General features: G+C 64.7%; 15 protein-coding genes. 9 read left to right on the forward strand and 6 right to left on the reverse strand.

What is annotated here, in order from left to right; genetic code table 11:
* Entirely contained in the window at positions 1-1,284 is a 1,284-nt protein-coding gene (locus JQ580_RS26030) for an NAD(P)/FAD-dependent oxidoreductase (protein ID WP_212283048.1), read from the forward strand.
* A gap of 52 nt (positions 1,285-1,336) precedes the next feature.
* Here the strand turns inward: JQ580_RS26030 and JQ580_RS26035 are convergent, their stop codons facing one another.
* The gene (locus tag JQ580_RS26035) at positions 1,337-1,567 is read right to left on the reverse strand and encodes a hypothetical protein (protein WP_212283049.1); all 231 of its coding nucleotides are present in this window, start codon (positions 1,565-1,567) and stop codon (positions 1,337-1,339) included.
* Positions 1,568-1,725: 158 nt separating this feature from the next.
* On the reverse strand, positions 1,726-3,315 hold the full coding sequence (locus JQ580_RS26040; protein WP_212283050.1) for a gamma-glutamyltransferase family protein: 1,590 nt from the start codon (positions 3,313-3,315) through the stop codon (positions 1,726-1,728).
* Positions 3,316-3,435: 120 nt separating this feature from the next.
* Between JQ580_RS26040 and JQ580_RS26045 the strand changes: the two genes are divergently transcribed.
* Positions 3,436-4,209, forward strand: coding sequence for an enoyl-CoA hydratase-related protein (locus tag JQ580_RS26045; protein WP_212283051.1), 774 nt, complete (start codon positions 3,436-3,438; stop codon positions 4,207-4,209).
* Positions 4,210-4,330: 121 nt separating this feature from the next.
* Here JQ580_RS26045 and JQ580_RS26050 read toward each other — a convergent pair whose 3' ends face one another.
* Together JQ580_RS26050 and JQ580_RS26055 are read right to left on the reverse strand one after the other, a co-directional pair.
* A complete protein-coding gene (locus JQ580_RS26050) occupies positions 4,331-4,507 on the reverse strand; it encodes a hypothetical protein (protein ID WP_212283052.1) in 177 nt (58 codons plus the stop codon).
* Positions 4,508-4,516: 9 nt separating this feature from the next.
* The gene (locus tag JQ580_RS26055; protein WP_106951415.1) at positions 4,517-4,750 is read right to left on the reverse strand and encodes a DUF6894 family protein; all 234 of its coding nucleotides are present in this window, start codon (positions 4,748-4,750) and stop codon (positions 4,517-4,519) included.
* Between the two features lie 264 nt (positions 4,751-5,014).
* Here JQ580_RS26055 and JQ580_RS26060 point away from each other — a divergent pair, with 264 nt between their 5' ends.
* The 3 genes from JQ580_RS26060 to JQ580_RS26070 all read left to right on the forward strand — a co-directional run bounded on the left by JQ580_RS26060 (position 5,015) and on the right by JQ580_RS26070 (position 9,064).
* Entirely contained in the window at positions 5,015-7,030 is a 2,016-nt protein-coding gene (locus tag JQ580_RS26060; RefSeq protein ID WP_249134438.1) for a PQQ-dependent sugar dehydrogenase, read from the forward strand.
* Positions 6,987-7,928 carry an SMP-30/gluconolactonase/LRE family protein gene (locus tag JQ580_RS26065; RefSeq protein WP_212283054.1) on the forward strand — a complete coding sequence of 314 codons (942 nt, stop codon included), beginning with the start codon at positions 6,987-6,989 and terminating at the stop codon, positions 7,926-7,928. The genes JQ580_RS26060 and JQ580_RS26065 overlap by 44 nt, the downstream gene beginning before the upstream one ends.
* A 110-nt stretch (positions 7,929-8,038) precedes the next feature.
* Positions 8,039-9,064: a histone deacetylase family protein gene (locus JQ580_RS26070; protein ID WP_212283055.1), complete on the forward strand. Its 1,026-nt coding sequence runs from the start codon at positions 8,039-8,041 to the stop codon at positions 9,062-9,064.
* A gap of 19 nt (positions 9,065-9,083) precedes the next feature.
* On the opposite strand, the gene JQ580_RS26075 is transcribed toward JQ580_RS26070, so the two are convergent.
* On the reverse strand, positions 9,084-9,815 hold the full coding sequence (locus JQ580_RS26075) for a 4'-phosphopantetheinyl transferase family protein (RefSeq protein ID WP_212283056.1): 732 nt from the start codon (positions 9,813-9,815) through the stop codon (positions 9,084-9,086).
* A gap of 183 nt (positions 9,816-9,998) precedes the next feature.
* Between JQ580_RS26075 and JQ580_RS26080 the strand changes: the two genes are divergently transcribed.
* A complete protein-coding gene (locus tag JQ580_RS26080; RefSeq protein WP_212283057.1) occupies positions 9,999-10,307 on the forward strand; it encodes a hypothetical protein in 309 nt (102 codons plus the stop codon).
* Between the two features lie 94 nt (positions 10,308-10,401).
* Positions 10,402-11,352, forward strand: coding sequence for a DUF6492 family protein (locus JQ580_RS26085; protein ID WP_212283058.1), 951 nt, complete (start codon positions 10,402-10,404; stop codon positions 11,350-11,352).
* A gap of 8 nt (positions 11,353-11,360) precedes the next feature.
* On the opposite strand, the gene JQ580_RS26090 is transcribed toward JQ580_RS26085, so the two are convergent.
* The gene (locus tag JQ580_RS26090; RefSeq protein ID WP_212283059.1) at positions 11,361-12,428 is read right to left on the reverse strand and encodes an endo-1,4-beta-xylanase; all 1,068 of its coding nucleotides are present in this window, start codon (positions 12,426-12,428) and stop codon (positions 11,361-11,363) included.
* Between the two features lie 320 nt (positions 12,429-12,748).
* On the opposite strand from JQ580_RS26090, the gene JQ580_RS26095 reads away from it, so the two are divergent.
* Positions 12,749-14,185, forward strand: coding sequence for a lipopolysaccharide biosynthesis protein (locus JQ580_RS26095; protein WP_212283060.1), 1,437 nt, complete (start codon positions 12,749-12,751; stop codon positions 14,183-14,185).
* Positions 14,186-14,443: 258 nt separating this feature from the next.
* Positions 14,444-15,676, forward strand: coding sequence for a branched-chain amino acid ABC transporter substrate-binding protein (locus JQ580_RS26100; protein ID WP_212283237.1), 1,233 nt, complete (start codon positions 14,444-14,446; stop codon positions 15,674-15,676).
* Positions 15,677-15,710: the final 34 nt, after the last annotated feature.

Below are 15,710 nucleotides of genomic sequence, written 5' to 3' on the forward strand. Positions count from 1 at the left end.
ATGACGCGCCTGCCTCTGCCGCCCTCGCTCTACGCCGACACCGCCGTCGCGCCGGTCGCTACGCCACCGCTCGATGTCGACAAGACTATCGCCGTCGCGATCATCGGTGGCGGCTACACGGGCCTCTCCACCGCGTTGCATCTGGCTGAGCAGGGCGTCGATGCCTTGGTGCTGGAGGCGCAGGAGCCGGGCTGGGGCGCGTCGGGCAACAATGGTGGCCACACCAATCCCGGACTGAAGCACGACCCGGATCAGATCGAAGCCGATTTCGGCGCGGACCTCGGCCGCCGCATGATCGCGTTCTCCTACGGCACCACGAATTTCACCCACGAGCTGATCCGCCGCTATCAGATCCCGTGCGAGGCAAGGCAGAGCGGCACGCTGCGTGCGGCCTACAACGAGGCCAGTGCCGCCGCAATCGAAAAGACCGCGCAGCAGTGCATCCGCCGCGGCATGCCGGTGACCTATCTGAACCGCGAGCAGCTCCGAGAGATGACCGGCACCGACCGCTACATCGGCGCGATGCTGGATGCGCGCGGCGGCGATCTGCATCCGCTCAGCTACGCCCGCGGTCTCGCGCGTGCGGCGATCTCTGCCGGCGCGAAGGTGCATGGCGAGACGCCCGCGCTGTCGTTGCGACGCGAGGGGTCGCGCTGGCGCATCGAGACGCCGCGGGCGGTGGTTCACGCCGACAAGGTCCTGCTCGCCACCAACGGCTTTACCGACGATCTCTGGCCGGCGCTCCGCCGCACCATCGTGCCGGTGTTCTCCTCGATCGCCGCCACGGCGCCGCTCTCCGACGCGGTGGCCCGCGCCATCATGCCGACGCGGTCCGTGCTGTACGAGAGCGGCCACATCACGGTCTATTATCGCATCGATCAGCACAACCGCCTTCTGATGGGCGGCCGCGGCCCGATGCGCTGGATCAAGTCACCGCACGACGTCGCCTATCTCATGCGCTATGCCGAGCGGCTCTGGCCGCAGCTCAAAGGTGTCGCCTGGACGCACGGCTGGAACAGCCGCCTCGCCATCACTAAGGACCACTATCCTCACGTGCACGAGCCGGCCGAAAACATCCTGATCTCACTCGGCTGCAACGGCCGCGGCGTCGCGCTCGCGACCGCGATGGGGGCGCAGCTGGCGCGACGACTGGTCGGCGGCGCCAAGGCCGAGATCGACATGCCCATAACCGGCATCAAGCCGATCCCGATGCACGCGTTCTGGCCGGTGGGTGTGACCACCGCCGTGATCGCGGGGCGGGTGCGGGACCGGCTCGGCATTTGAAAAAGGCGCCGCCCGGTCAGGAGCGGCGCCTTGCATCGTAAACTATCGGGCGTCAGCAGCGGCCCTGCTTCCACAGGCCGGGCGGACAGCCGTGACCGCGCCAGCCGACCTTGCGTCCACGCGACCATCCGTGCGGGGCGCCGTGGTGATGATGGCCCATCGAATGGCCATGACCATGACCGTGGCCGTGACCGCCTCCATGTCCGCCCTTGGCCAGTGCGGGGCTGGCAAAGGTGAAGCCGGCCGCAATGACCAGCGACGCGGCGAGCGCAAATTTCTTCATGATGTCCTCCATTGGGGCGAGCGCATTTGTCCGGTCAATCAACGAAGCGCAGGCAGGTTGGTTCCTCGCAACCGTGGAGGCGTCATGAGACTCGTGCAGATGCATCATCGCGCGAGCGCTCAAGAGGTGCTGGCACGACCTCGCGTCGATCGTTGCGCTCAGCCTTCCGCCACCGCATCCGCCCAGGGATGGAAGATCTCGACCGCGCCGGAATTGACGCCGCCCTGGCGCATCACCACGCTCGGGCAAGCGAATTTTTGCGGCAAAGCCTGCACGCGAGTTTCTTCATAGTCGAAGCGCGCGGCAAGGGCTTTGCGGACATCCTCCGGCAGGCGAGCATCGCCGATCACCACCGCGCCTTCGCTGGCGTCGATGCGCGGCTGGTGGATGGCGGCATCGAGATCCATGCCGAAGTCCATCGCAAAGGAGACGAGCTGCATCACCGAGGGCAGGATGCGCCGGCCGCCGGAGGCGCCGACCGCGAGTCGCTTGCCGTCTTTCGTCTCTGCGATGACGGGCGTGTAGTTGCAGAGGCAGCGCTTGCCGGGCGCGAGCGAATTGGTGGTGCCCGGCGTCGGATCGAACCACATGATGCCGTTGTTCATCGCGATGCCGCTGTGCGGCGTCACGTATCTCGAACCGAACGACGACAGCAGCGTCTGCGTCACCGCGGCGATGTTGCCGTGTCGGTCGACCACGGAGAAATGCGTGGTGCAGGCGGGCGCCAGATATTCGGCACCGAGCGATCGCTTGCCGTCGGCATCGCCCATGTCCTTGAGCCGCTCGCGGAAGGCCGCCTGCAGAGCGAGGGCATATTCGACATAGGCCGCTGCGTCCGGCGCACCTCCCGGCTTCAGGCTCTGCTGCAACAGGCGCAGCGCGTGCGCCATGGTCGGTCCGGCCGTGAGTTCGGGCGTCGCATACACCTTGCCGTCGCGATACGGGATCGCCAGCGGCTCGCGCAAATGCGCGCGGAAGGCGGCGAGGTCCTCGACCGACAGCGAACCGCCATCGGCCTTGATGTCGGAGGCGATGCTCCTGGCGAGATCGCCCTGGTAGAAGTCACGCGGACCGGCCTCGGCGAGATGTGACAGCGTCGCTTTCAGCGAGTCCTGCGGCAGTCGCGTCTCGGCCTTGATGCCCCATGGCGCGGTCGGTGGCAGCCCGTCCTTCAGGAACGCGGCCGCGCTGGCGGGATAGCGCCTGAGATCGGCGGCCGAGCCCGAGATCGTCACCGTGGTCCACCAATCGACCAGCAGGCCTTCGCTGGCAAGCGTGGCTGCCGGCGTGACCAGATCCTTCCACGGCATCCTGGCGTAGCGGCGATGCGCCTCCTCCATTCCGGCGACGACGCCGGGCACCGCGATCGAACCGGGGCCGTGGATGTTGCGATCGTCCTTCACTCGCGGCCAGGGGAAGAGATCGGAGGCCGCCCCTGCGCCGCTGAGTGGATAGTCGGCGGCGCGCAGGCTCTGCGGCGCGGACATGCCGTAGTCGATCACTTCGGTGCGATTTTCCTTGGCGCGGTAGAGCACCATTGCACCGCCGCCGCCGATCCCGCTGTTCCAGGGCTCCAGCACGTTCAGCGCCATGGTGGTTGCCACGATCGCGTCCACGCAGTCGCCGCCCGCCGCCAGCACCTGCGCGCCGACTTCGGCTGCCCGCCGCGACTGCGAGGCGACGATGCCGCCCTTGGACGTGACGGCGGGTTTGCGGACGGTTTGGTTGAGGCTGAACTGATGAGGCATGATGTCGTCTTGATCTCTGTTGTTTCGGCGTTGCTGTGCTGGCGCGAAAGCTCAGCATTGGCGGGACGTGCGAAGGATGGCACATTGCCGCCAACGAGAAAATCCAAAGGGAGACGCGACATGGCTGGTGTGAAACAGGCGCGGGATGGCGCGGTCGGAGTCCTGACCCTGGACGAGCCGGCGAGCCTGAACGCGATGACGCCGGACCTGCTCGGCGCGCTCGCCGCCGCCATCGGCGAGATGTCGCAGGACGAGGGTATTCGAGCCCTGATCCTCACTGGCGCGGGGCGGGGATTTTGCTCAGGACAGAATTTGAAGGCGTCTGAAGCGCTGGGGGAGGACATCGCGGCCGGCGTCATGCGGTTCTACTGGCCCGCGTTCAAGGCGCTGCGCGAATGCCGCGTGCCTGTGGTCGTCGCCGTCAACGGCGTGGCGGCCGGCGGCGGCTTCAGCCTGGCGATGGCGGGCGACATGATCGTCGCGGCGCGGTCGGCGAGCTTCATCCAGGTATTCAGCCGCATCGCGCTGGTGCCGGATCTCGGCTCGACCTGGCTGCTGCCGCGGCTGATCGGCCGCCAGCGCGCGCTCGAGCTGATGTTGCTGAACGAGCCGCTGACGGCTGAACGCGCCCATGAGATCGGCCTCGTGCGGCAAGTCGTCGACGATGAAGAGCTGATGGATGAGGCATTGACGCTGGCACGCCGTCTCGCCGAGGGCCCGACCCGCGCTTTGGTGGCAACGCGCAGTCTCGTCGAGGAGAGCGAGCATGCGACCTACGAGGCGCAGTTCCGTCGCGAGATCGAGCTTCAAGCCGTGATCCGCAAGAGCGCCGATGCGATCGAGGGGCGCAATGCCTTCGTGCAGAAACGCAAGGCGAAGTTCACCGGGCGGTGAGGAGTTGCACTCCGGGCTCGTCATGCCCGGGCCTGACCCGGGCATCCACGCTCCCGCGAGGGGTCCAAGAACGCCCGGCCATTACCAAGACACAGAAAACAGGAGGAAAAGGCTGCCGCGCTTAGAGCGAGCGGTTCAGCCGGCTGGCCTGATACTTGGCGCGCCATTTCGGGCCCGGCCCGCGCATATAGTGCAGCTCGGGGCGGTAGGGGTTGCCGGCGACCCGGATCAGCGTCTGCCATTTGGTGGCGACGAAGCTCAGCGGCTGGCGGAACAGGCTTAGTGACGCGACCAGCATGGCATCACCTCAATGCGGCTTGCCGAGCATGGCGGTGAAGGGGAGATCGAAAATCTCTTCGCCGTCGTCGTCGCTGACATGGATCACCCAATCACGCCAGTCTTCGTTGCTGGGCGTCAGGATCATCGAACGCATGATTTGGGATGCACGGTCGCGCGCCTCCGTGAGATTGGAGACGGCGGTGCCGTAGCGGTCGATCAGCGTGCCCTCGGTGTTCGAGCAGTGAAAAAAGACCTGGACCATATGCGCCTCCTGGCGGGAGCAACTCGGGTGGCAAATCGGTACCACCCGAAGCCTTCGCGAAACATTCGGGTCGATCCCGGTGAGGGAATCTACGGAGATTGGTCGGCCCAGAGGTCGCTAAAGGTTTAATCACAGGCGAGTGATGTTCGACTGGACTGCGTTCGGACAGCATGGAACAGACTTTCGCAGGAAATCGGGGGAGATGTCGTGAGCTGCTTCACATCCGGGCGTGAACGCCGAGGCCTGCGCGCATGTGCGGGACTCTTGGCGACGCTACTTGGGCTCACCTCGGCGGCGGCGTCGGACCCGCTCCGCCGCAGCGGCTATGTGATCGGCGCGGAAACCTGTGGCAGCGGCGATCTCGTTTTTCCCAGGATCCAGATCGACATGAAGGCCGGATTTTGCGCCGGGCTCGTCGCCAGCGAAGAGGATCGTCTCAAGTTTCCGCGTGCGATCGTCCAGGTGCCCGGCCGCGAGCTGTTCGTGATTGCCGACATGGGCGGCTGGGGCCACGCCGATGGACGGCTGCTACTGCTCGATCCGCGCGCGGCTCAGGGCGCGCGGTTCAAGGAATTGCTGACCGGCATCGAATATCCGTTCGGCCTTTCCATCGGCCCGGACAGGAAGCTCTACGCATCGACCGCCGAGACCATCTTCCGGTTCGATCCGCTCGCGGACAATCCGCGCGGCACGGTCGAGACCATCATCCGTCACATGCCGGGCCGCCGGATCACGCTGCCAGACGGCACAAAGGTCGAGGAGAGCGCACATCCGCTCAAGCAGTTCGTCTTCGACAAAGCAGGCCGGCTCTTCGTCAATGTCGGCTCGCACAGCGACGACTGCATCACGCAGGCGCCGATCACAAGGCCTTGCGCGGCGGCCGAGGGCGCCTCCGCCATGGCGTCGATCTGGCTGTTCACACCGCCTGCGAGCGGCGTTTTTCCGGCATTGACACCGAAGGATCCCGATCCGCCGCACATTGTCTATGCACGGGGCTTGCGCAATTCGATGGCGATGGCGCTGCATCCGAATTTTCCAGATGCCGGCTACGCCTTCCTGCAGGGCGAGAACAGCCGCGATTTGCCTGATATCTTCAAGCCGAACGAGGAGATCAACGCGATCGAGCCGGGCAGGCATTATGGCTGGCCCTATTGCTATGATCTGTCGACGCCGAGCCCGGAATTCAGAAACGTGCTGAAAAGCGGGGTCTACAAATCGCTCTGCACGGCCAACGCCCTCTACAAGCCGCCGCTATCGCTGATGCCGCCGCATGGCGCGCCGCTCGCGATGCTCTATTATCACGGCGATAAATTTCCGGAGTTGGAGGGCAGGCTGCTGGTCGGTCTGCACGGCTATCGTCCGACCGGCAGCCGTGTCCTCGTCTATGATGTCGACGATCACGGTTTTCCCAAGCCTTCCCCGGCGCCGGTGCGCTACCGAGTCAGCTGCGCTGCCGATCCGGTGCGCAGCTTTCAGACCGACACTGGCGAGGTCGCCGCCGCGCCGTTCGACGAGCTGATCGCAGGCTGGCAACGCGTCAACGGTGCGCGGCCGCAAGGCGCGCCCGTCGGCATGACGGTTGCCGAGGACGGCGCGATCTGGCTGGTCGAGGACAAGAACCAGACAGTGATCCGCATCGACCGTGCTGTGGGTGATCCGCCGCCACCGCTGCCGTGTGACATGCGCAGCCAGGCGATGATCGACCAGCTCGCGGCCTTCGTCGCTCGGGATGCGCAGAACAGCGCCCGGCTCATCACGCTGCGTAAAGGCCTCGTCGAGAAGCATTGCATTGGCTGCCATTCGGATTTCGGTTTGAAGGGCGGCCAATCGGAAGCGGAGAAGGACGCGGCGGTGCTCCGCTTCATGCTCTCGCAGGACGGCTGGATCTATCCCGGCGATCCCGGCGCCGGCAGACTGCGTACGCGGCTCCGCGGTCTCGGCGCCGGGAAGCTGATGCCGCCGGGCGGCGAGAGCCTGCCGAAGACCGAGCCCGGATATGCGCGCCTGCTCGACACCACGGATGTGCTCGTTGCGACAATGGTTCCGGGCACGCGGATGCGGATCAAGCCGGGACCACCGCAGCGCAAGTTCTTTGGCAAGGCCAACAAGGAATGCGGCGAAATACCGGCCGGAAAGGTCGTTGTCGTGACACAAAGGAACGCTGTAGACAAACCCGGCTTCAGCCGATTCTTCCGGCCGGCCGATCCCTATTTGAATGGCGAGTGCAGCGACGGCGATGGCTATTACATCCGGCAGGAATTTCTGGTGCCTGTGCAGTAGCCTCCTCATCGTCGTTGCGACGGCGTCCGCCCGCGCGGAGACGAAGCTGTTCGAGAGCGCGCAGGTCACGCCTGCCGGCGAATACACGCATGGCATCGAGGGGCCCGCGGCCGACCTCGAGGGCAATTTGTTCGTGGTCAATCTCGGCAAGCCCGGCACCATCGGTCGGTTGCCTGCCGGCGGCACCGCGTCGGAGATCTTCACGGCGTTGCCAGATGGCAGTGTCGGGAACGCCATCCGCTTCGATCGCAGCGGCACCATGTTCATCGCCGACTACAAGAAGCACAACATCTTCGCGATTGCGAAGGGGACGACCGAGCCGTCTCTCTGGTTTCACTCCGACGAGATGAATCAGCCCAACGACATCACGATCGCGCGCGAGGGCACGATCTATGCGAGCGATCCGAACTGGAAGGGCCGTGAAGGCCATATCTGGCGGATCACGAAAGCCGCCGACGGCACGGTGCAGGGACAGATCATGTCGGCGCCGCGTGCGATGGGCACCACCAACGGCATCGATCTCAGCCCCGACGGCAAGACGCTCTACGTCGGGGAATCCAGCAACGGACAGATCTGGTCCTACGCGATCAACGGCAGCGAGCTCACGGCCGCGAAGCTGGTCAAGGCATTTCAGCCCGACACCGTCGACGGACTGCGCACCGATACTGCTGGCCGGCTCTATGTCGCGCGCATTCTCAAGGGCACGATCGCGCTGATGAAACCGAATGGCGTGGTCGAGCGGGAGATTGTGCTGAAAGCCAAGGAGCCGACCAATCTCGCCTTCGGCGGCAGCGACGGTAAGACGGTCTTCGTCACCCAGCGCCAGGGCGGCTTCATCGAGTCCTTCCGCACCGATCAGCCGGGTCGCGAGCATTGCCTGCAGCGCGGACGCTGCTGAGCTCGGTCTGCTTCCGGCGCAGGGCGAGGCGGCATTCTTCTTGCTTGCATCTGGCGGCCGCAGTGATCAAGACATCTGTGGCAGCTTCAAAACGACTACGGAGTGTTTGAGTGAAAGCCGTCCATACCGAACTGCACCGCAGCCACGATCCGCAATTCTTCCTGGTCCGCGGTGTGGTCAAGCGCACCACCGAGCAGCCGGAGCGCGCCGACCGCCTGCTCAAGGGCTTGAAGGACGGCAAGCACCAGCTGGTCGAACCGACCACATTCGGGCAGGGGCCTCGCGCGCGCATTCACAGTCCGGAATATCTGTCGTTCCTGAGCGAAGCCTGGGACGCCTGGACCGCGCTCGGCGATTCCGGCCCGGAGATGATCGGCAACATCCATCCGGTGCGCCATGCTGCGACCTACCCGACCCATATCGTAGGCCGGCTCGGCTGGCATACCGCCGACACCGCGGCGCCGATCGGTCCGGGCACCTGGGCCGCCGCCTGTGCCGCGACCGACGTTGCGGTCACCGCCGCGCAGATGGTGATGGACGGCGAGGATGCGGTCTATGCGCTCTGCCGTCCGCCCGGCCATCACGCCTATCGCGACATGGCCGGCGGCTTCTGCTTCCTCAACAACAGCGCGATCGCTGCCGCGCATCTGCGGCAGAAGCACGAGCGCGTCGTGATTCTCGACGTCGACGTCCATCACGGCAACGGCACGCAAGGCATCTTCTACGCCCGGCCCGACGTCTACACGGTGTCGATCCATGCCGATCCCGTCGCCTACTATCCCTATGTGTGGGGGTATGCGCATGAGCGCGGCGAGGGACCCGGCCTCGGCACCAATCTCAACATCCCGCTCGCGATCGGCACCGGCGATGACGGCTACATCCAGGCGATGGACGTCGCGCGCAAGGCGATCGAGTCCTTTGCTCCCGGTGCGCTCGTCATCGCGCTCGGCCTGGATGCTTCCGAGCATGATCCGCTGAAGGGATTGGCGGTCACGACGCCGAGCTTCCGCCGCATCGGCCAGGCCATCGCCAGGATGGGCCTGCCGACCGTGTTCGTGCAGGAGGGCGGCTACCTCTCGGATATTCTGGGCGCGAACCTGACCTCGGTGCTGGCGGGGTTCGAAGAGGCGCGGTGATGCCGCCTCCGCGGCGGCGTCATTCCGCCGCTTCCCGGAGCGGCCAGGCGTTGCGGCTGATGGGAAGCCCGCCGTCCGCGCGAGAGCCGTCGGCGATCGCGAGGCGATGCGATGGCGAGGGCGAGCACAGCGAGAAGCGCCAGCCGTTGGGATCGTCGGCGATATCGGGCTTGAAGCTGATCTCGATCGCCTCGTGCGAGACCTGCATCGCGAAGGCGTCGAGCGGCAGATTGAGCCCAAAGCCCCTGGCCTTTAGGTAGGCTTCCTTGAGTGTCCAATAGTCGAAGAAGCGTTCGGTCGCCGCCGGCTCCGGCAGTGCGCGCAGCGCCTCGACCTCCTCCGGCGCAAAGAAGCGAAGCGCGGTGGACAGCGGCGCCACCCGCCGCGACACTGTTTCGACGTCGACGCCGACGGATTCATGCCGCGACACGACGCAAGCGACGCAGCCGTCGGCGTGCGACAGGCTGAAATGCAGCGCGCTCGATGTCACGGGCGCTGCGACAAACGGGCGCCCGTAGCGACCGGTTGCAAAGGACCAGTCGGACGGCGCGACGTTGGAGGCGATCTGCGACAGCGCCAGGCGTAGCATCGCATGCGCGAAAATGTACTGCCGTCGATGCCGCTCGAACATGAAGCGATCGGCGCGGATCCGTTCATCGACCGAGAGCAGCCGCCGACACTCCTCGACCGCGCCCGGCGCGTCAATGGATTCGATCAATCCGACAAAGAGCTCGATTCTGTCGTTCGCCATCAATTGGGCCTTTAGCGCCAGGCCGGGGGTAAATCCCCGGTCCCGACGGAAGAACAACTGAGCAAGAATCAACCACGCAGACCGCTTCTAGCGGTCCACCGGGGCGAATTCTTGTCGATTTGCAGGCCGGTTTACAGGCGCAAGCTTGTGCGAGACCCCAAGCTCGACCCGCGAGCGGGAAAAGTGAAGCCTGACGATTCCTGCGCGCCGATGAGCCTACGTCTTCTCGGCAACCAGTATGTTTTGGAGACCCGTGCAATCCTCGTCGCCCAACGAGGTGCTCCTGAAAAATTCGATTACACCCATAACGACCCCCCGGTCGAAAATATTCGTCCAAATCAAAACGCAGGATATCTTGCGCGGTGGCGCCAAATAATCAAGCTGCAACTGGGTCATTCACATCTTTGGCGGGTGAGCCCCGTAATCATCCGTGATGGCCGGGACTCCGTCGCGCCAGCCGAGCGTGGTGCAACGGTGCCGCCGGAGGGCTAACGCTTCGTTTCATTTTACCTTGATTGCGGATCGACGTTTCCAACCCATGCCGACACCGCTATGAGTACGGTCCGATGGCCATTTGAGCGCGCCCATGCATTCCGTTGCCCTGCTGACTGCCAGCTATGCCAAGGATATCGAACGCTTTTCGCTGCTCAGCGAGAGCATCGACACCTGGCTCACGGGATACACGCGGCATTATGTCCTCGTTAACGATGAGGATTTGCCGCTGTTCGCGCGGTTCGCCTCCGACAAGCGGGTCATCGTTCCGGCCTCGCGCTATTTGCCGAAATGGCTGTTCGCGCTGCCGCTGGCGCTCCAGTTCATCAGCAAGCGGCGGGTCTGGCTGTCGCTGCTGTCGTCGCCGGTTCACGGCTGGCACATCCAGCAGATCCTGAAGATCGCCGGCGTCCTCAACGCGCCCGAGCAGCGCGTCTGCATCCTGGATTCGGACAATCTCTTTTTCCGCGCATTCGACGTCGGCCAATATGCCGGCGCCGGGAAGACGCCGCTGTTCGTCACGCCGAAGGACATCGGCGCCGATCACCCCCTGCATGGGTTGTGGCTGCGCACCGTTGATCAGCTTCTCGGCATCAAGGACCGCTCCTTCCCAGCCGACGACTACGTCGGCAACGCGCTGGTCTGGGACAAGGACACCGCGCGCGCGATGACCGATGCCATCAAGTCGGCGACCGGCTTGAACTGGGTCCTGGCGCTGTGCCGTAAGAAGAAGTTCTCGGAATATCTGATGTACGGCCACTTCGTCGCGAACTCGCCCGCGCACCTGGCCGCCCATCGGGTTACCGAAGACAGCATCGCGGTCTCGCATTGGGACGACACGCCGCTCGACCGTCCGGCCATCGAAGCGCTGATGCGCGCCGCGAGGCCCGAGCAGGTCGCGCTCTGCATCCAGTCCTATTCGTCGACCTCGGTCGATGACATCCGCGACGTGTTCCGGCTCAGTTCGCGCGATCGCCGCGCTCCAAGCCTGGCGCCGGACCATATCGACGACGCGGCCGAGTTCGAGGCAAAGGCGCGCAGCTAGGCTCGCGTTCAAGCGTCTTTCGTAAACTTGCTGATCACGTCCATGAACGGCTTCGGCTTGAACTCGCCGTCGAGCGGCAGCGGGCGGTTCGGCTGCTTGTCCGCGCGGGCAAAGGTGCCGTTGATCCAGCTGTAGCGGTCCGAGAGGCCCCAGGTGAGGATCGAGCGCACCGGGCCGCTGGTCGAGATCGCCGTCAGCAGGTCGTTGACCCGCTTGGCGACGATGGCATCGCGCTCCGCCGGATTGCCCGTCAACTTCTGGTCGTCGACGTCGAGCTCGGTGACATACACCTCAAGTCCCCAGGAGCGCAGCTCGGTGACGAATTCGGCGAGCCCATGGGTGTCGATCTCGAGCTCGGCATGGAGGTGCGATTGCAGCCCCACGGCATGGAGCGGAACGCCCTGGTCGAGCAAGTCCATGATCAGGTGTCGGTAGGCCGCGCGCTTGGCAATGAAAGAGTCCTTGGCGGACTCGATGTCGTATTCGTTGATCGCGAGCTTGACGAAGGGATCGGCTGCAGCCGCCGTGCGGAAGGCTAATGGAATCCAGCTCTGGCCGAGATGCTGGGTCCAGAACGTGTCGCGCCGGTCCTTCGGGCTGCGGGGATTGTCGGGGATCGGCTCGTTGACGACGTCCCACGACGTCAGCTTGTCCTTGTAATAAGACACGACCGTGCCGATGTGGTCGACATAGGCGCGCTCGACGCCGCGGGTCTCCTTGATCTGCTTGGCCCAGTCCGGAATGTCGTGATACCAGGCCAGCGCGTGGCCGCGCATCGTCAGGTCGTTGTCCCGCGCAAAATCCAGGATGGCATCGGCGCGCTCGAAATTGAACGTGTGCGCATTCGGCCGCAGCATCGGCCATTTCAGTTCGAGCACCGGCACCACTTGGGTGCAATAGGTGCTGATGGCCTCGCCGAGCCTCGGATCGGCCTGCAGGTCCCAGAGCGTGGCGGCTGCGCCGAACCCCTGATTGCGTCGTGCCAGCTTCGACGCCGGCGCCGCCGACACGGAGGCGCCTGCCGCGAGTGCTGCGGCGCCGCCGAGGAGAAATTCGCGTCTGTCGAGCCTGGTCACGGCAGTCCCTTTTCGAGCCAACGCACCATCGTACCAAGCGTCGCTTCACAACGCCGGGGTTTCGTCTCGTGGGGTTAACTTCCGCCGTCTGCGGGGCATGGTTTCCTTCCAGGATCGCGCCATGCCGTGTTCGGGAAGGGCAAATTTAACGCTAACGCGCGAAAGCCGCTTCAGAGCTTCATTCGCCGCCCGATCTGCAAACTTATGTGACAATCTTGAGCGATGCTGCGGCGCATTCACTCGCCCCGCAAGGCGCCATTCAAGGCCGCATTGATGAACGGCCGCCACACTCGCAAGACCGCCGCCGGTCCCGTGCTCGCATGCTGAACCGCCATTTCTCGATTTATCTCGTCGCCTACATCCTGCCTGCGGCGGTAGGCTTCTTCGCGGTCACGGCCTATACGCGGCTGCTGACGCCGTCCGAGTACGGCGTCTATGTCGTCGGCATCAGCCTTGCCGGCATCCTGGGCGCGATCTTCTTCGCCTGGATCAAGCTGTCGGTGTCGCGCTATCAGGCGATGTCGGCGGAGGTGGATTTTCGCGGGACGGCAATGGTGGCCTTCGGGCTCACCGTCGCGGTGCTCTGCGCCACGACCCCGCTGGTCTTCCTGTTCCGCAGCGACCTCAGTGTCGAACTGCTGCTCGCCAGCATGTTCGTCGCGATCATGGCCAATGCGGTCGATGTCGGTCAGGAGTTTGAGCGCGCCAAATTGCGTCCCTACCGGTTTGCCGCGATCTCGATCGTGCGCAGCGTGTCGAGCGTCGGCTTCGGCCTGCTCGGCATCTGGCTCGGCTGGGGTGGATTGGGGCTGCTCGCAGCGTTCGGCCTGGGATCGCTCACCGGCATCATCCTGAACCTCGTCGGCGACCGCACCAGGATCGCGCGCTTCGACCGCAACCAGTTCATGCAGCTGGCCCGCTACGGCCTGCCGCTGACGCTGGCCGGGCTCTCCGTTGCGGTCTATTCGGCCTGCGACCGCCTGATCGTGGCCTATCTGCTCGGCAAGGATGCCGCCGGCATCTTCGGCGTCGCCGCAGACCTGCCGCGTCAGTTCATGGTCATGATCGCGTCTAGCGTCGCCGCGGCCACGGTGCCGCTGGTGTTCCGGTCATTGTCCGACAACAACAAGGAGACGACGCGAGAGCGGCTAACCGAAAGCCTCGAGCTGCTGCTCGTCGTCGTCACGCCCGTTGCGATCTGGCTCGCGCTTGCAGCGGATCAGGTCGCCGGCACGCTCGTCGGCGTCGACTTCCGCGCGGGTGTTTCGGCGCTGCTGCCGACGCTGGTGCTCGCCCGCTTCTTCGGCATCGCCAATCAGTTCTACGTGCAGATCAGCTTCCAGCTCGCCGAGCGGCCCTTCATGCTGGCGGCGCAATCCTTCCTGACGCTGGTGGTCAGCGTCGCCCTGATGGTCGCGCTGGTCGCCGGCTATGGCCTTTACGGCGCGGCGCTGGCGACGCTCGCAACAGAGGCGCTCGGCTTCCTCGTTGCCGTCGTCCTGATGCATCGCGCCCACCCGGTCCCGTTCGACTTCGGCCGCCTCGCCGGTATTGCGGCCTCCGCAGCGGTGATGGCGGCTGCGATCCTGGCTGCGCGGTCGCAAGCGGGCGGTACCGGCTTCATGTCGCTCGTCATCGTCAGCCTCGCCGGTGGCCTTGCCTATGTCGCGACCGCCTGGCTCCTCAACGTCGCCAGTGTCCGGACGCTGTCGCTGCGTTTCCTGCGGAGCTTCAACCGCAAGCCGCTGGGCGTTTAGCTGCCGCTGACGCAGTCGCGCGTGCCTTGGCCCCGCGGCTCTCCGCGACGTGACAGTTCCCCTGCCGCTATTTCTCGACGCGGAAAGCTGTGCGCAAGAGAGAGGCAGTCGCCTCCGCATGTCATAGCCGTGGCCGGAGCTATGTTCGGCGGCGCTTGTAAATCAACGTTCATTCTGCTCATTAGGGGCCTAAATTGCGCTGCAACAAGCGCAACGGGATCATCGACTAAAGTCGATAGCCAGTGAGGAAACTAAATGATGCGCAAACTTACTTTGGCCATTGCCGTGATTGCCCCGATGCTTGGCCAAGCCGCATCGGCCGAGGACACCATCAAGATCGGCTACATCGATCCGCTCTCCGGCGGTGGTGCCAGCGTCGGCGAGGGTGGCCTGAAGACCTTTCAGTATCTGGCCGAGGAGATGAACGCCAAGGGCGGCATTCTCGGCAAGAAGATCGAGATCGTCGGCCTCGACAACAAGACGAATCCGCAGGAAAGCCTTGTGCAGGCCCAGAAGGCGATCGACTCGGGGGTCCGCTTCATTACGCAGGGCAACGGTTCGTCCGTCGCCGCGGCGCTCTCGGACTTCGTCACCAAGAACAACACGCGCAATCCCGGCAAGGAAGTCCTGTACTTCAACTACGCCGCCGTCGATCCGAGCCTGACCAACGACAAGTGCAGCTATTGGCATTTCCGCTGGGACGCAGGCTCCGACATCAAGATGGAAGCGCTCACCAACTACATGAAGGACACCCCATCGATCAAAAAGGTGTACCTGATCAACCAGGATTATTCGTTCGGCCAATCGGTGCGCACCGACGCCCGCAAGATGCTGGGCGCCAAGCGTCCGGATATCCAGATCGTCGGCGACGAGCTGCATCCGCTGCTCAAGGTCACCGACTTCTCGCCCTACATCGCCAAGATCAAGGCTTCGGGCGCCGACAGCGTCGTCACCGGCAATTGGGGCCAGGACATCGCGCTGCTGCTCAAGGCCGCGGCCGACGCCGGCCTGAAGGTCAACTGGTACACCTATTATGCCGGCGGTGCCGGTGGGCCGACCGCGATCAAGCAGACCGGCCTCGACCACCAGGTCTTCCAGATCACCGAAGGCTTCGCCAATTCGGGCAACCAGGCGGCAATGGATTTCGAAAAGGCGTTCCGCGCCAAGGTCGGAATTTCGCTATGGTATCCGCGCGCAGTCAACGAGATGCGCATGTTCAAGGCGGCGGCGGAGAAGGCCAATTCGGTCGACCCCGTGAAGGTCGCGGCGGCACTCGAAGACCTGAAGTTCGAGGTTCTCGACGGCGGCCAGGGCCTCATGCGCAAGGACGACCACCAATTCTTCCAGCCGATCTACATCTCCTCCTTCGGCAAGCTCGCCGCCAACGAGCCGTTCGACGAGGAGAACACCGGCTGGGGGTGGCACATGGTCTCAAAGGTCGACACCGCGCAGGCGATGGTCTCCACGACCTGCAAGATGGCGCGGCCGTAATCACCTGGCCCACCGCTCTCGCGCGACCGTCACT

Source organism: Bradyrhizobium sp. SZCCT0148 (genome assembly GCF_018129985.1).
Lineage (GTDB): Bacteria > Pseudomonadota > Alphaproteobacteria > Rhizobiales > Xanthobacteraceae > Bradyrhizobium > Bradyrhizobium japonicum_H.

What these genes read in the sequence shown, in the direction of transcription:
- JQ580_RS26030 (WP_212283048.1), top strand. Translation starts at nt 1, where the DNA reads ATGACGCGCCTGCCTCTGCCGCCCTCGCTCTACGCCGACACCGCCGTC.
- JQ580_RS26035 (WP_212283049.1), bottom strand. Translation starts at nt 1,567, where the DNA reads ATGAAGAAATTTGCGCTCGCCGCGTCGCTGGTCATTGCGGCCGGCTTC.
- JQ580_RS26040 (WP_212283050.1), bottom strand. Translation starts at nt 3,315, where the DNA reads ATGCCTCATCAGTTCAGCCTCAACCAAACCGTCCGCAAACCCGCCGTC.
- JQ580_RS26045 (WP_212283051.1), top strand. Translation starts at nt 3,436, where the DNA reads ATGGCTGGTGTGAAACAGGCGCGGGATGGCGCGGTCGGAGTCCTGACC.
- JQ580_RS26050 (WP_212283052.1), bottom strand. Translation starts at nt 4,507, where the DNA reads ATGCTGGTCGCGTCACTAAGCCTGTTCCGCCAGCCGCTGAGCTTCGTC.
- JQ580_RS26055 (WP_106951415.1), bottom strand. Translation starts at nt 4,750, where the DNA reads ATGGTCCAGGTCTTTTTTCACTGCTCGAACACCGAGGGCACGCTGATC.
- JQ580_RS26065 (WP_212283054.1), top strand. Translation starts at nt 6,987, where the DNA reads ATGGCTATTACATCCGGCAGGAATTTCTGGTGCCTGTGCAGTAGCCTC.
- JQ580_RS26075 (WP_212283056.1), bottom strand. Translation starts at nt 9,815, where the DNA reads ATGGCGAACGACAGAATCGAGCTCTTTGTCGGATTGATCGAATCCATT.
- JQ580_RS26085 (WP_212283058.1), top strand. Translation starts at nt 10,402, where the DNA reads ATGCATTCCGTTGCCCTGCTGACTGCCAGCTATGCCAAGGATATCGAA.
- JQ580_RS26095 (WP_212283060.1), top strand. Translation starts at nt 12,749, where the DNA reads ATGCTGAACCGCCATTTCTCGATTTATCTCGTCGCCTACATCCTGCCT.
- JQ580_RS26100 (WP_212283237.1), top strand. Translation starts at nt 14,444, where the DNA reads ATGCGCAAACTTACTTTGGCCATTGCCGTGATTGCCCCGATGCTTGGC.